12 protein-coding genes are annotated in these 14,865 nt (G+C 64.7%); 3 read left to right on the plus strand and 9 right to left on the minus strand.

From position 1 onward, the window contains the following. Positions 1-46 precede the first annotated feature (46 nt). Together HKD31_RS05115 and HKD31_RS05120 are read left to right on the plus strand one after the other, a co-directional pair. Positions 47-1,465, plus strand: a complete 1,419-nt coding sequence (locus HKD31_RS05115; RefSeq protein WP_194264300.1) for an NAD(P)H-dependent flavin oxidoreductase — start codon at positions 47-49, stop codon at positions 1,463-1,465. Between the two features lie 3 nt (positions 1,466-1,468). Then, positions 1,469-3,460, plus strand: a complete 1,992-nt coding sequence (locus tag HKD31_RS05120; protein ID WP_194264299.1) for an FUSC family protein — start codon at positions 1,469-1,471, stop codon at positions 3,458-3,460. Between the two features lie 71 nt (positions 3,461-3,531). Here the strand turns inward: HKD31_RS05120 and HKD31_RS16240 are convergent, their stop codons facing one another. From HKD31_RS16240 to HKD31_RS05155, 7 genes are all read right to left on the minus strand, one after another. Further along, the gene (locus HKD31_RS16240) at positions 3,532-3,963 is read right to left on the minus strand and encodes a hypothetical protein (RefSeq protein ID WP_194264298.1); all 432 of its coding nucleotides are present in this window, start codon (positions 3,961-3,963) and stop codon (positions 3,532-3,534) included. Continuing rightward, positions 3,960-4,967, minus strand: coding sequence for a VOC family protein (locus HKD31_RS05130; RefSeq protein ID WP_194264297.1), 1,008 nt, complete (start codon positions 4,965-4,967; stop codon positions 3,960-3,962). The genes HKD31_RS16240 and HKD31_RS05130 overlap by 4 nt, the downstream gene beginning before the upstream one ends. A gap of 92 nt (positions 4,968-5,059) precedes the next feature. Next, positions 5,060-5,479: a DUF1489 family protein gene (locus HKD31_RS05135; RefSeq protein ID WP_194264296.1), complete on the minus strand. Its 420-nt coding sequence runs from the start codon at positions 5,477-5,479 to the stop codon at positions 5,060-5,062. A 23-nt stretch (positions 5,480-5,502) separates the two neighbouring features. After that, positions 5,503-6,591, minus strand: coding sequence for a nucleoside hydrolase (locus HKD31_RS05140; RefSeq protein ID WP_194264295.1), 1,089 nt, complete (start codon positions 6,589-6,591; stop codon positions 5,503-5,505). Positions 6,592-6,627: 36 nt separating this feature from the next. Next, positions 6,628-7,806 carry a radical SAM family heme chaperone HemW gene (gene hemW, locus HKD31_RS05145; protein WP_194266169.1) on the minus strand — a complete coding sequence of 393 codons (1,179 nt, stop codon included), beginning with the start codon at positions 7,804-7,806 and terminating at the stop codon, positions 6,628-6,630. After that, entirely contained in the window at positions 7,803-9,830 is a 2,028-nt protein-coding gene (locus HKD31_RS05150; RefSeq protein WP_062497558.1) for a potassium transporter Kup, read from the minus strand. Before HKD31_RS05150 ends, hemW begins: the two co-directional genes overlap by 4 nt. Positions 9,831-9,945: 115 nt before the next feature. After that, positions 9,946-10,641 (minus strand): YggS family pyridoxal phosphate-dependent enzyme, encoded by a 696-nt coding sequence (locus tag HKD31_RS05155; RefSeq protein WP_194264293.1) that lies wholly within the window; start codon positions 10,639-10,641, stop codon positions 9,946-9,948. Between the two features lie 75 nt (positions 10,642-10,716). On the opposite strand from HKD31_RS05155, the gene HKD31_RS05160 reads away from it, so the two are divergent. Further along, on the plus strand, positions 10,717-12,060 hold the full coding sequence (locus HKD31_RS05160; RefSeq protein WP_194264292.1) for an RsmB/NOP family class I SAM-dependent RNA methyltransferase: 1,344 nt from the start codon (positions 10,717-10,719) through the stop codon (positions 12,058-12,060). A gap of 49 nt (positions 12,061-12,109) precedes the next feature. On the opposite strand, the gene HKD31_RS05165 is transcribed toward HKD31_RS05160, so the two are convergent. Together HKD31_RS05165 and HKD31_RS05170 are read right to left on the minus strand one after the other, a co-directional pair. Further along, positions 12,110-13,156 carry an aldo/keto reductase gene (locus tag HKD31_RS05165; RefSeq protein WP_194264291.1) on the minus strand — a complete coding sequence of 349 codons (1,047 nt, stop codon included), beginning with the start codon at positions 13,154-13,156 and terminating at the stop codon, positions 12,110-12,112. An 88-nt stretch (positions 13,157-13,244) separates the two neighbouring features. Next, a complete protein-coding gene (locus tag HKD31_RS05170) occupies positions 13,245-14,864 on the minus strand; it encodes an ATP-binding protein (RefSeq protein WP_194264290.1) in 1,620 nt (539 codons plus the stop codon). Between the last annotated feature and the right edge of the window lies 1 nt (position 14,865).

Here is a 14,865-nt window from a genome sequence, read left to right on the forward strand (position 1 = left end):
CAAGGCCCCGCCTTTTTTTTCTGAGTTTCGGAGACAGCCAGTCCCCATGAAATCTATTGATACCCTCCGTTTTGGTGGTCAGGATGTGCTGCCTCTGATCGAAGGGGGCAAAGGTGTTTCCGTCTCCACGGGCGTCTCGGCCGGACACTGGGCTGCCGCCGGCGGGATCGGAACCATCTCGGCCGTCAATGCGGATAGTTACGATCAGGATGGCAATCCCGTTCCGCAGATCTATCACGGCCGTACGCGCCGCGAGCGCCAGCAGGAGCTGATCCGCTACGCGATCGATGGCGGTATCGCCCAGGCGAAGATTGCCCACGACATCTCGGGCGGCAAGGGCCGGATCAACGTCAATATCCTGTGGGAAATGGGCGGGGCCGAGGAAGTCATCATCGGGATCCTCGAAGGGGCTCCCGGACTGGTACATGGCGTGACCTGTGGTGCGGGCATGCCGTATCGCCTGTCCGACATCGCAGTGCGTTTTGGGCTCCCATATTACCCGATCGTCTCTTCGGGACGCGCGTTCAATGCCCTGTGGCGCCGTGCCTACAGCAAGGCGCCCGAACTTCTGGGGGGCGTGGTTTACGAGGACCCGTGGCGTGCGGGCGGTCATAACGGCCTGTCCAACACGGAAAATCCGCTCTCTCCGGAAGATCCCTATCCGCGCGTTCTCGAACTGCGCCGCGTCATGCGCAATTACGGTCTGGGCGAAACGCCGATCATCATGGCCGGTGGCGTCTGGCATCTTGAGGAATGGCAGGACTGGATTGGCAATCCGGAACTGGGGCCGATCGCGTTCCAGTTCGGAACCCGTCCGCTCCTGACGCAGGAAAGCCCGATCCCCAATGCCTGGAAGCGCCGTCTCCTGACGCTGAAGAAGGGGGATGTGTATCTCAACCGCTTTTCCCCGACCGGGTTCTATTCTTCAGCCGTCAAGAACAGCTTCCTCAGGGACCTGCGCGAGCGCTCCGAGCGTCAGGTGCCGTACAGTCAGGAAGCCGGCGATGGATATGAGGCGTCTTACGGCGTCGGTGCCCGCAAGCGCGAGGTCTTCGTGCCGGCGGCCGATCGTCCTCGCATTGCCGAATGGGAAGCTGCCGGCTTCACCGAGGCGCTGCGCACTCCGGATGACACGCTGGTTTTCGTGACGCCGGAAAGCGCGCGCGAGATTCTTGCGGACCAGACGGCGTGCATGGGCTGCCTGTCGCAGTGCCGCTTCTCCAACTGGATGCAGAAAGAACCGTACACGACGGGCCAGAAGGCTGACCCGCGTTCCTTCTGCATCCAGAAGACGCTCCAGACCATTTCCCACATTCCGCCCGGAGCGGATGAGGATGTGATTACGGACCACAACCTCATGTTCGGCGGCACGAATGCGTGGCGCTTCGGAACGGATCCGTTCTACGCGAACGGCTTTGTCCCGACGGTTGGCCAGCTCGTGGAGCGTATTCTGACTGGTCGCTGAGACATGGTCCGCGACCCTCTCTCCTCTGGTCCGTCGTCCCGGCCTGCCCTCAATCGGGGCAGGCCGTTCGACTTTCTGACGCAGTTTCTGGCGCGCCACTCGGTTCCCGTCAGTCCAGAGCAGATCGCTCCGGCTGAGGGGAGCCGGGCCGCGGTCGCCACTGTCGTGGCGCTTCTCCCCGCAATTTATGAACATCAGACCGTGCTGGCCTGGGCCGCGTTTGCGGCATTCTGGAGCTGCCTGATCGAGCCGGGCGGAACGGCCCGCGAACAGCTCCGCATTCTCGGACTCTTTACGGTAGCCGGCGCGATCCTGGGGGGCATGACGTCCCTCATCGCGGTGTCTCCGCTCTGGGGCGTGCTGCCCTGGCTGGTTCTGACGGGCCTGCTGGTTGGTATGGCTCGCGCGCTGACGCCGTCCATGGCGCTGCTCTGCGCGCTTCTCGGCTGCGTCATGCTCGCGGGGACGGGGTTCCCGGCCCATGGGCTTCAGGATGCTCTCGTCATCGCCGTGGCATTCGGGGGTGGTGGATTGTGGGCCATCCTTCTATGCCTCGCTATCTGGCCGCTGCATCCCTATGCGCCTGCGCGGCGGGCCGTGGGAGGCTGTTACCGGCTGCTGTCGGTCATGGCGGGCGAGATCGCGGCGGGGCGGCTTCAGGAAACCGTGCACCGGCAGAACGTGCGGGCGGCGATCGAGCGCGCGCGCGGAATGGCGCTTCAGATTGACGCCGGACATGCAAGTTACGGCATGCGCGGGCGTCTGATCGCATCCCTGGCCGGGGCGGAGCGCCTGTTCACCGCCATGCTGGCCGTCGAGCATCTCGTCGAGACGCGCGGTCTGGATTTCGAGGCGCGGGGGACGCTGGCGGCGTTTTCCGCGCTTTGCCAGCATGCCAGTGACGCCGCACTCGACCCCGCACCGGATCTTGGCCATCTGGCCTCTGAGGGGCTCGCGCTTGCGGGGAGCATTCCCGCGACGGCGGGACCGATCGGGGAACTGGTCGCGACCAGTGCACGGACACTGGGGACGCTGGCCGAAGGGCTCGCGCAGAAGGAGCGCCTGCCATTCGATGCCGAACTGCCCCGGCATGTCGCCCGGCTGACGCCTGCGATCTGGCAGCATACGCTGCGCCTCGTGGTCGGCCTGCTGGCGACTTACATGACCACCTGGTGGCTGGGACTTGATTATGGGTTCTGGGCGCTGGTGGCGGTGCTGCTGGTGATCCAGCCGTCCGGACAGACGACGCTGGTGCGGGCGCTGGAGCGTGTGCTCGGGACCGTGGGCGGTGGCGTGCTGGCGCTGCTGCTGACGCCGTTTCTGCCGGGTTCGGCCCAGATGCTGGCGGCGGTGGCGGTCTTCGTGATCGGCGCCATCGCCATGCGGGCGGTGAATTATACCATGCTCGTGGTTTTCATCAGCGCGCAGTTCATCGTCGTGACGGAAATGATCATGCCGTCGCAGGGCGTGGCGTGGATGCGGATGCTCGACAACACGCTTGGCAGCGTGATCGGTCTGCTCTGCGCCTTCATGGTCTGCCCGCAGCGGCGGGGGCAGGACATGGACGGTCTGTTGCAGACGGCTGTGGTTGGAAATCTGCGTTATCTGGCGGCCGTTCTGAAACGGGAAGATCCCGTCATGACGGACCGCATCCAGCGTCAGGCCGGGATTGATACGACGCGCGCGGAGTTTGCCCGGGGCTCGCTGCCCGTTCTGGGGGGTGTATCCGCCGTCGGAGAACGCGCGACGCAGGCCCATGCTCTCCTGCGGGCGCTGCGCAGGCTGAGCGGCGAGGCGACCCTGCTGCGTTTCGATATCTCTGCCGGGCTGTGTGAAGGCGATGCGCAGGCCGGTGAGCGGTGGAGTGCTACGGCGGCAGCTCTTGAAGCGGGTGCCCCGCTGGCGGATGTCGCCCTGAAGATCCAGAACGGGGAAATCATGGCCGAGATCGCCGCTCTGGAACGGGCCGGGCGCGGGGATCGCGCTGCTTCCTGAAAACAGGACGGGGGAAGACGGAACTCCGTTTTCCCCCGTTCTTGCGTCATGTTCCGAAAGAGGCGCGGACGTCAGTGACGGCCACCCCCACCCCCGCCGCCATGACCACCGCCACCCCCGTGGCCGCCTCCGCCGCCGGGACCGCCACCATGGCCACCCCCGCCACCTGAGCCGCCAGGGCCACCACCATGACCGCCGCCGCCCATATTGCCGCCGCCATGGCCTCCGCCACCCGGGCCGCCACCGCCGGGACCACGTCCGCCGGATCCGCGTCCACCGCCAGGGCCACGCCCGCGATAGGGGCCGACGCCATAGCCCGAGCCCCAGCCGCTACCCCAGCCACCGCCCCAGCCGGTATCGTAGCCGCCATAATAGCCACCGCCACCATAGCCGCCGTAACCGTCATAGCCATATCCGTCATAGCCGACGCAGCCAGACAGCATGCCAAGCAGGCAGAGCGCACCGCCGATGCGGGCGAAGGTCTTTGTTGTCCGACGGATCATTTCGCGTCTCCTGTCAGGCCGGTGTCATGCAGTTCCATGACGCCGAAGGCGGCACCTGCCGGATCGGCGAGAACGGCGATCATGCTGTTCTGGTGATCGAGATGTGGCTCGACCAGAACGCGCCCGCCAAGCTGCACGGCTTTTTCAGCCGCGCTGCCCACACTGTCCACCTGCACGAAGCTGAGCCAGCGGGCCCGCGCGTTCGGCGGCAGACGCGGCGGGAGTGGATTGACCGTCGCACGAGCCACGGACTGCGACTCAAGGATGTAACGCTGGTTGGTGTCAGGCGCCGGCGCGGCCTCGACCTGATAGCCGAAGAGTTTCTGGTAGAACCCCGCACTGGCCGACGGCGTGGAGGTCAGGAGCGCATTCCAGATCCAGTCGCCCTGCACCGTAGGATCCGTATCGTTCGGATCGCCATGCGGGGCATGAAGGCTCGCAAACAGGGCTCCCTGCGGATCGGCGATGATGGCCTGTTCGCCCCGGCCCTGGATCATGGTCGGGCGGAACAGCACCTTGGCGCCCCACTGGCGCGACGACTTCGCCAGTGCCGGGACGTCCGGCGCTGAAATGAAGGGAAGCCAGAGCGGATGGGGCGGGTTGTCGCTGTCTGGCAGGGGGCGCTCGACCAGACCAGCCACCACATGCCCGTTCACAAGCGCTTCGGCATAATGCCCGCGCGAGACGGGACGGTCCTGAAAGGTCCACCCCAGAAGGCCGCCGTAGAATGCCTTGGCCTTGGCGAGATCGGGAGTCGTGAGCTGGGCATAGACGATCTTGCCGGGCAGAATGCTGGCCTCGGTGGCGGGAGCCGGGGCAGTCGTCTGCGCATGGGCGCCGGAAAGCGGGGCTGTCAGGCCGAGCCCGATGGAAAGAGCCGCTGACAGCGTGACGGCAGCCGTACCTGCTCGGGAAGGACGGGGAAAGGGCGGCAAGGCGGCACTCCTTCTGTTCTGGCCCGCACGCAGCGCCTGTGGGCGCCAGGTGGGGCGGAGAGGGGACATCCTGTGGTTCCCCGGAATAGGGGCATGACGTTTCATGTCCCATTCCGTTCCCGGAATGCAGCAAAAATGTGGCAGGGCCGTGTTGGGAAAGCTCAGATCAGGGCCAGCTCGGCCAGTTCACGCCGGAGCTGGGGCGGAAGATCGGCGATTCCGTCCTGCGTCAGGCCGTTGCCGAGATCCGGCGGGGCGTCTTTGGGGTCCAGATAGCGCCAGCCCTGAAAGGGGCGCATGGGGCGCGGCTGGACCGGGATGATCTCATCAGACACGACGATCAGCGTGCCCGTGCTCCCATCCGAGCGCTGGCAGGACTCCAGTCCGATGATGGGCTGGCGGCACAGGATCATGCCATCCATCACGCGGTACAGGGAGCCACCGTCCAGAACTTCGTCCGCACGGCGTGGCATCGTCCGGGTGGGGACGGCGCCGTGTCCGTTGATACGGGGATGGGCCATACGCTCACGCAGGACTTCAAGGCTCGGGCAGCCGACGGCCAGCTTGATGATGTTCAGCATGTGTGTCGGTTGCCCTCCTGTATTCAGTGCGTGCCCAGGGCGTTCTGGGACTGCGAGACGAAATCGTTGATGAAGCGCGTCTTGTCGATGGACTGCACGATCTTCACCTTCCGCAGGTTAACGCCCTTGGGAGCCGTGGAATCCGGCCAGATATGGGCGTGGCCATAATCCATGCCGTGTTCGATGTTGATATCCATGACAGCCGTGACGGACTTCGTGACCAGTGTGGGATCAACGGCGATGGCGGAGGTCAGTTCATCCCATAGCGGCAGGGGAGCCTGATACTTTTTCAGATAATCCGTGACGGCGTTGTGCTTCGCGTCGATGCGATTGGCGAGTTCCGGTGTCATCATGATGTCGTTCGAGACATTCCCGACGCAGGTAATGGAAGCCCAGGGTGCGGTCAGGGTGATGCGGGCGGCTTCGGGGTCCATGATCATGTTGAAGTCGGACGCGAAATCAGCATTGCCGGTGACGGACATCATGCTGGCATCAAGCAGGCCGCCCATGAAGACAAGCTGCTTCGCAGTCGCGGCAAAGGTCGGGTCGATGCGGATGGCGAGCGCAAGGTTCGTCAGTGGCCCTGCGGCGATGACCGTGACCTGATGCGGATGGGCGTGGACTTCGCGGATCAGAAACATGGCGGCCGGGAGCGGATCGGCGGCGGTATGCGGTGCACCTTCCGGCAGCTTGCCGACGGGAGGCTGTGTGGCCGGTACGTGCTCGATGGAGCCGAGGCCGCCCCACGCGCCCTTCCACGGAATGACACCGAACTGCTGTTCACGCAGTTTCGTCTCCGCGACCGTGTTGACCAGAGGCGTGGTGGCGCCGTCAGCTACGGGAATCTGCGTCTGGCGGGCGATTTCCAGAAAGCGGAGAGCATGCGCCGTGCCTGCGTTTTCCCAGTCATCGCCGATGACGGAGGTCAGACCCAGCAGCGTCACGCCAGGGCGGTTGAGCAGCGGGACGATGGACTGGATGTTGGAGCCGCCCGGGCCGAGGAAGTCGTTGTCGAGCACGACATAGTTCGGAGCGGGGGCAGCGTTCGCAGTGGCAAACGGGGCCAGCACGGTGCAGGCGGCCAGAAGGGCAGAGAGAATGGGTCGGCGCATGGTCTCTTCCAGATGGATTAAGACCGGATCATGCCTTCAAGTGACCAGTCGCGCCAGTATTGCTTCAAGCCGGAGCCGCCCTTCACACGTCGCGCGCAGGATGCCGTTGTCCCGTTCAAGGTAGTTTTCCTCGATGCAGGCTTCGAGCAGGGCCGGGTCTACACAGTCCATGAGCGCTCGTCCCGTGCGGGCAGCAAAGCGGGCTTCGTCGATCCCTTCGGACAGGCGCAGGCCCATCAGAAGGGCTTCGCGGCCTTTTTCTTCCGGCGTGAGGAGCGTTTCCTCCGTGCTGCCGGAGCCTGTCTTTTCGACGCGCTCGGCCCAGGGCTCCGGCGCACGATGGCGACGGGTGGCGTAAAGCTCTCCGTCCAGCGTGAGGCGCCCATGAGCGCCGGGACCGATGCCGATATAATCCGCATAGCGCCAGTAGGTCAGGTTATGGCGGCTCTCGGCACCGGGGCGGGCATAGTTCGAGACTTCGTAGGGCAGCAGGCCGTGACGGGCGGCGATTTCGCCGGTCAGGTCATACAGACGCGCGGCGGTGTCTTCGTCGGGGAGGGTCAGTTCGCCGCGCCGGTGCATGGCTTCGAACTTCGTGCCGGGCTCGATGGTGAGCTGATACAGCGACAGGTGATCAGCCACGAGCTCGAGCGCCGTGTTGAGTTCGTCCGTCCAGTCGGCATCGCTCTGGCCGGGCCGGGCGTAGATCAGATCGAAGGAAATCCGGGGGAACAGGGTACGTGCGGTTTCGAGCGCACGGATGGCCTGGGTGGCGGAGTGTTCGCGGCCGAGCTTGTGCAGCGCATCGTCCCGCAGGCTCTGCACGCCGAGCGAGACGCGGTTGACGCCGGCCTGACGGAAGGCGGCGAATTTCCCGGCCTCGACGCTGGTTGGGTTCGCTTCGAGCGTGATTTCCAGATCATCTTCCGCATCGAACAGGCGATGCGCGTCCTCGATCAGGGCAGCGACGGTTTCGGACGCCATGAGTGAGGGCGTCCCCCCACCAAAGAAGATCGAGCGCAGGGGGCGTTTGACGCCATCGCGGGTCAGGCGGGCGGCGTCATGGGCCAGTTCGCGGCGCAGGGCCTTGGCGAAGCGCTGCTGCGGGATCACCTCCCGGACATGGGAGTTGAAATCGCAGTAAGGGCACTTCGCCAGACAGAACGGCCAGTGGATGTAGAGGGAAAGAGGCCCGGGTTGTGATGTGGTTGTCAAATGGCGATCCGGACACCGAACTCCACAACGCGGTCAGGCGGGATGCGCAGGAACTCGGTTGTGGAGGCGGCATTGCGCAGGAGCAGAAGGAAGATCCACATCCGCCAGAGCTGCATCTTCGGTACGCGTGAGCGGACGACCAGCTCATGCGAGGTGAAGTAGGAGGCCTGGATGGCGTCGAATGCCACGCCAAGCGCGTTCAGTTCCAGCAGGGCGCGGGGGAGGTTCGGCATCTCCATGAAGCCATAGCGGACGATGACACGGTGGATGTTCGGTGCCAGTTCCTGAACGATGGTGCGATGCCCACGCTCGGCTTCCGGCTGGTCAAGGTTCTCGACTGTTACGAACAGGATGTGATCGTGCAGGACCTTGTTGTGCTTGAGGTTATGCAGCAGCGAATTCGGCACGATGTCCGGGTTGGCGGTCAGGAAAACGGCCAGACCGGGAACGCGGATCGTGCGGGACTGCGGCAGTCGGGCGAGGAAGGAACCCATCGGCATGGAATCCGCCTGCTGCCGGGCTGCAATGAGGCTGCGTCCGCGCTTCCAGGTGGTCATGATGATGGTGCTGATGATGCCGATCGCCAGCGGGACCCAGCCGCCATCGGGGATCTTGAGCACGTTCGCCGAGAAGAAAATGCTGTCCACGATGAAGAAGAAACCGAAGACGATCGCAACCGTCGCGGATTTCCATTTGAAGACGCGGCGGAACACCACCATCGCCAGCACGCAGGTGCACAGGAACGTGCCCGTCACGGCGATACCGTAAGCTGCGGCGAGGGCCGAGGACGTGCGGAACGCCAGCACCAGAACCAGAGCGCCGAAGGCCAGGATCCAGTTGAGGGACGGCAGATAGATCTGCGCTTCCTCGGAGGCATTGGTGTGCATGATGCGGGTGCGCGGCAGATAGCCGAGCTGGATGAGCTGGCGGCACAGGGAGAAACTGCCCGAGATGCCGGCCTGCGAGGCGATCACGGTCGCAAACGTCGCAAGGACCAGCATCGGGATCTGAGCCCAGTGCGGCACCAGAAGATAGAACGGGTTGGACAGGGCGTGCGGATCGCGGATCAGCAGGGCGGCCTGTCCGAAATAGTTCAGCGTGAGCGACGGCAGGACGAAGAACAGCCAGGCCTTGCGGATCGGCGCCCGGCCGAAATGGCCCATATCGGCGTAAAGCGCTTCCGCACCTGTCACGGAAAGCACGACCGAACCCAGCGCGATGAACGACAGATAGCCGTGCATGATGATGAATTCGAGCGCGAACGTCGGGGAGAGGGCAAGCAGGATGTGCGGGTAGAGGAAGATCCCCTTGATGCCGAGAATGGCGAGCACCGCGAACCAGGCCACCATGATGGGCCCGAACGCCTTGCCGATCTTGCCGGTTCCCAGAACCTGCACCGAGAACAGTCCCACCAGCACGACCATCGCCAGGGGGATGATGATGTGGCTGGCCGAGGGGACGGAAGTTTCGATACCTTCCACGGCCGAAAGCACCGAAATGGCCGGGGTGATGATGCTGTCGCCAAAGAACAGACAGGTACCCGCAATGCCGACGAGGCCGAACAGCCATCGGAAATGCTGTGACTTGCACACGCGCTGGGCCAGGGACATCAGCGCGATGATGCCGCCCTCGCCATCATGGTCGGCCCTCATGATGAGGATGACGTATTTGATGGTGACGATGAGCATCAGTGCCCAGAAGGTCAGGCTGGCAAGCCCCATGATTTCCCAGGGCTGGGCCGGTGCCTTCGGCGAACTGACGATGCTGACCGAGGATTGCAAAGCGTAGAGCGGGCTTGTGCCGATATCGCCATAGACCACCCCCAGAACCGCGAGCAGGGCGCCCATGCCGGCGGGACGCTCATGGCCGGAGCCCTCTTCTCCACCGCCGATTTCGTGGGTGTGTCCCTCCGAGCGGGCCTGCTCGATCGTCTGCACGATTCCGGCGGAGTCGTTGGGAATTCCTACGCCATGAGGAGGGTTGGAGGCGTGGTCACCGTCATGTTCAGGCATTGCTGGTTCCATTTACGGGCGTCAATAGAATGCCGTTGTCTACTGTCGCAGCACCCTTCAAGCGCGGCTCCGCATCACGGCAACTGTCCCTCATGACAAGATTTCTGCGACGGACGCAAGCCGCGTGTCAGGATTGTGGCGCGGGACGGCTTCCGAAAATGGCTGTCCCGACCCGGACCAGCGTTGCATTTTCGGCAATGGCCTTCTCAAAATCCGCCGACATGCCCATTGACAGTACCGGTAGCCCGTGACGCCCGCCCATCTGGCGCAGGAGACGGAAATGCGGGGTGGGGTCCTCGCCTTCGGGGGGGATGCACATCAGACCACGGATTTTCGGACCGAATCTTTCGAGCGAGGCTTCGATGAAAGCATCGGCCTCTTCGCGTGGCACGCCGGATTTCTGCGGCTCGTCGCCGGTGTTGACCTGCACGAGAAGCTCCGGAAGACGCCCGGCCTTCTGCGCGCCTTTCTCGATGGCATCGGACAGGGACAGGCGGTCGAGGCTCTCGATCATGTCGGCGATCTGGCAGGCTTCGGCCGCCTTGTTGGTCTGAAGTCCGCCGATGATGTGCAGTCTCAGATCCGGGAAGGTCTGGCGCAGTTCGGGGAATTTCGAGGCGGCTTCCTGCACGCGGTTTTCGCCGAACAGGCGCTGGCCGGCGTTCAGGGCGGCTTCCACGCTCTCGATCGGATGGAACTTGCTGACGGCGACGAGGGAGACATCCCCTGCCGGGCGTCCGGCCTGTTCGCAGGCCCGGGCAATGCGGCTGCGGATGGCGGCAAGGTTCTCGCGGATAGGGTTCTGGGCAGTAAGATCGGACATGTCTGGAGAAGACGCCATTGCGTCCGTGGCCGCAAGATGCGATTTCGGCAGGATGCGAGAGATCGATAGCCTGTCATGACCCAGACCCCTTCCAACACGTCGCCCCGCAATCCGGCCTCCAAAACCCGGAACGGCGGACCACGCCGCCCCCAGGGAGGCCGTACGCCGCAGCGCCGTCCTGCGCCGGACCCGACGCGCGATCTGGCCTTTGATATCGTCTGTGGCGTGGTCGAACATCGCCGGATGCTGGAGACGACGCTGGACCGTGCGGGTGCGATGGACGCACGCGACCGTGCGTCCGCACATCGTCTGGCGGCAACGACCCTGCGTCATCTCGGCAGCATGACCGAGCTGCTCCAGCCGCTGCTGCGCCGCGAGCCGCCCGAGCCGGTGCGCTGTGCGCTGCTCATGGGCGTGGCACAGCTTCTGCATCTGGAAACGCCGCCTCATGCCGCCGTGGGTACGATCGTGGACCTGCTTCGCCGTCGCGGTCTGGCACCGTTCGCGGGGCTGGCCAACGCCGTTCTCCGGCGTGTCGCGCGTGAGGGGCAGGAGCTTCTGGACGGTCTGGACGAGGACCGGCTGGATGTGCCGCCCTGGCTGTGGAGTGCCTGGGGCAAGCGGGCCCGGGCGATTTCGCGAGGCCTGCACCGTGAGGCCCCGCTGGATCTGACGCTGCGTCCGGGCGCGGTTGCGCCGGAGGGCGGCGAGATGCTGCCGACAGGCTCCGTCCGTTATCCGGCCGGGACGCGGATCACGGCTCTGGAAGGGTTCGAGGACGGCGCGTTCTGGGCGCAGGACGTGGCGGCGACGATGCCGGTGAAGCTCATGGGAGACGTGGCGGGCAGGACCGTCGTGGATCTCTGCGCGGCACCCGGCGGCAAGACGGCGCAGCTTGCGACGGCGGGTGCGCAGGTCGTGGCGGTCGAGCGTGAGGAAGCGCGGGCGAAGCGGCTTGAGGAAAACATCGCGCGCCTGAAGCTCTCGGCGAAGACGGTGGTGGCGGATGCTGCCACATGGCGTCCGCAAACGCCGGTGGACATGGTGCTGCTCGATGCGCCGTGTTCCGCGACGGGAACGCTGCGCCGCCATCCGGATGTGCTGTGGATCAAGCGTCCGCGCGATGTGACGGCACTGGCGGAAGGTCAGGATGCACTGATCGACGCAGCGCATGAGATGCTCAAGCCCGGCGGCGTGCTGCTTTATGCCGTGTGCTCGCTGCAGGACGAGGAAGGTCCGGAGCGGATCAAGGCAGCCATGGCTCGTGGTGGCTGGAAGTTCGATCCGTTCTCGGAAGAGGAACTGGCCAACATGGCTGTCGCGCGGACCTGGGACGGGATGTTCCGCACCCATCCGGGCCTGTGGAGCGAACTCGGCGGCATGGACGGGTTTTTCGCCGCGCGTTTGATCAAGGTCTGATACCGCCCGGCATCAGGGGCGTATAAGCCCCGATGCCGGGTGCTCAGTCTCAGGGGGCCGGGTTGGAATGGACCTGATGGATGGCGTTGATCTTCTCTTCCAGCTCTGGCGTGATGGTCACGTTTTCCGCGCCGAGGATGGTGCGGAGCTGGTCCAGGCTGGTGGCCCCGATGATGTTGGACGTCACGAAGGGCCGTGAGGTGACGAAGGCAATCGCGAGCTGGACGGGGTCGATCCCTTCCTCGCGGGCCAGAGTATGATAGGCCGTGATGGCCTCATCAACGCCGGGCTTCTGGTAACGCTGTCCGCGATCGAACAGCGTGGTGCGTGCTCCGGCGGGACGGGCGCCGTTGAGATACTTCCCGGTCAGATAGCCCTGTGCCAGCGGAGAGTAGGCCAGCAGCCCGACTTTTTCCTGAAGCGCCATTTCCGCCAGCCCGATCTCGAACGTTCGGTTGATCAGGTTGTAGGCGTTCTGAATGGAGGCCACGCGGGGCAGACCGGTGCGGGAGACTTCCAGAAACTTCGAGACACCCCAGGCCGTCTCGTTGGAGAGGCCGACATGACGAATCTTGCCTTCGTTTACGAGGTCGCCGAGGACACCAAGTGTTTCTTCGATGGGCACGGATGTTTCTTCCGGCAGGTCGCGGAAGGTCGTGCCGCCTGCGCCGAACAGGCCGATTTTCCGGTCCGGCCAGTGGAGCTGGTAGAGGTCGATATAGTCCGTGCCGAGGCGCCGCAGGGAGCCTTCGAGCGCGTAGCGGATCTGGCGTGGGGTCAGGCGTGCTTCCCCGCCATCGGGCCGGAACCACGGCATGGCGGTCCGTCCGACGACCTTGCTGGCGATGACGAGGCGGTCACGGCCACCGCGGGCTTTCAGCCAGCTTCCGATGATGGTTTCCGTTGAACCCTGCGTCTCGGCACGGGGCGGGATGGAGTACAGCTCGGCGGTGTCGATGAAGTTGATGTCGTGGTCCAGCGCCATGTCGAGCTGGGCGTGGCCTTCGGCTTCGGTATTCTGCTGACCGAAGGTCATGGTGCCGAGGCAGATTTCGCTGACGGCAATGCCGGTGCGGCCAAGTTCACGCTGTTTCATGGAAAAGACCTGATCAGAAAATGGGGGAAGCCCCCAGCATGGAAGGCCCGGCACCATTGATCAAGGTGCGGGCCTTCCCGGACCGGGATTACGGGGCCAGCGTGACGATGACGCGCAGCCCGCCGCTCGGCCGGTTTTCGAGGCGGACATTGCCGCCCTGACCATGCAGGATGGTGCGGGCGATCGACAGTCCCAGGCCGCTGCCGCCTGTCTCGCGGTTGCGACTGCTCTCGATGCGGACGAAAGGCTCGAACACACGGTCCAGCTCGCTTTCCGGTAGGCCCGGGCCATTATCCTCGATCAGGATCTTGACCACATTGCCCTTTTCGCCCGGATTGGTGGCGGGAATGAGCGTGACATGCGCGCTGCCACCGTATTTGAGGGCGTTGAGGATCAGGTTGTTCAGCGCACGCTTCAGCGCCACGGAGCGGGCCTTGATCCGGACGGGCACATTGGGCGGCTCATAGAACAGGTCGTCCGCCTTGTCCGGCACGCTTTCTGCTGCTTCGTCCATGATGGTCTGAAGCAGGGCGCGCAGGTCGAGCGAGACGATGGGCTCGGCGGACGCGCTGTCCCGTCCAAAGGCCAGCGTGGCAGCGACCATGGCTTCCATCTCGTCCAGATCGGCCAGGACCTTGTTGCGCAGTTCGTCATCGTCGATGAATTCGGCACGCAGCTTCAGGCGCGTGATGGGTGTCCGCAGATCATGGCCGATGGCCGTCAGCATGAGTGTGCGATCCGTCACGAAACGGCGGATACGCATGGCCATCGTGTTGAAAGCGATGGCAGCGCGGCGGATTTCGGACGGTCCGTTCTCGGGCAGGGCCGCGGTATTGACGTCCCGGCCCAGCGCTTCGGCGGCGTTGGCCAGCGTCGTCACGGGCGCGATCAGGCGCTGCGTGGCCCAGACGATCATCGCACTTCCCGCAATCGACATGACAAGGAACGCAATCATGAAGGTCGGGGAGCCGAACGGATTGGGCAGGGGAGTAACGAAACGCACCACGAGCCAGCAGTCCCGGTCCGGAAGGAGGATCGAGGTCGAATGTGTGCGCATTTTCTGCCCGATCAGGACCTTGCGCGGATAGAGCGAGGACGGCAGGAGCGCCCAGCGCATGAAGGGCGGCATGTCACGGCGGCGTATGGTGCCGGGAAAGCGGGAATCTCTGTTCAGATGCTCGTCATCCGCGCGGTCACCATCGGCGTGGTCGGCGGGGAAATGGAACTCCGGTCCGCCCGGTCCGCCACCCATTGGGCCCATCGGCCCGGGGCCAAGGCCGGGACCGGGAAAGCCGGGACCACCCATGTCGGGGCCGGGGTGCGGGCCACCCGGATCCATCGGACCGGGAAAGCCTTCATGGCCCTGCGTATCGTCATGCAGGCGGTGCAGGAAAGACGGCGACGTCATCGCCGGGAAGGGGACTTCATGCCCCTCGATCAGCGGATCCGGCTCCTTGAGCAGCAGGACCGTGACGTTGGAAGGGATATGCAGGTCGTCGATCGCGTCGTGGCGGTCGGCGGGTTGGGCTTCCGCCACCGTGCGATAGATCGAAAAGACCTGGACCTGCTCTTCATGAACCTGGCTGCGTTCCTCCAGGTCAAAGCGGTCCAAGGCGTGGATTCCGAGCCCCGCCGCTTCCACGATCGCAAGGCCCACGATCAGCAGAAGGCTGGTCCGGGCAACAAGAGACCGTGGCAGGATGTGCATC

Source organism: Gluconobacter potus (genome assembly GCF_015244705.1).
GTDB classification, from domain to species: domain Bacteria; phylum Pseudomonadota; class Alphaproteobacteria; order Acetobacterales; family Acetobacteraceae; genus Gluconobacter; species Gluconobacter potus.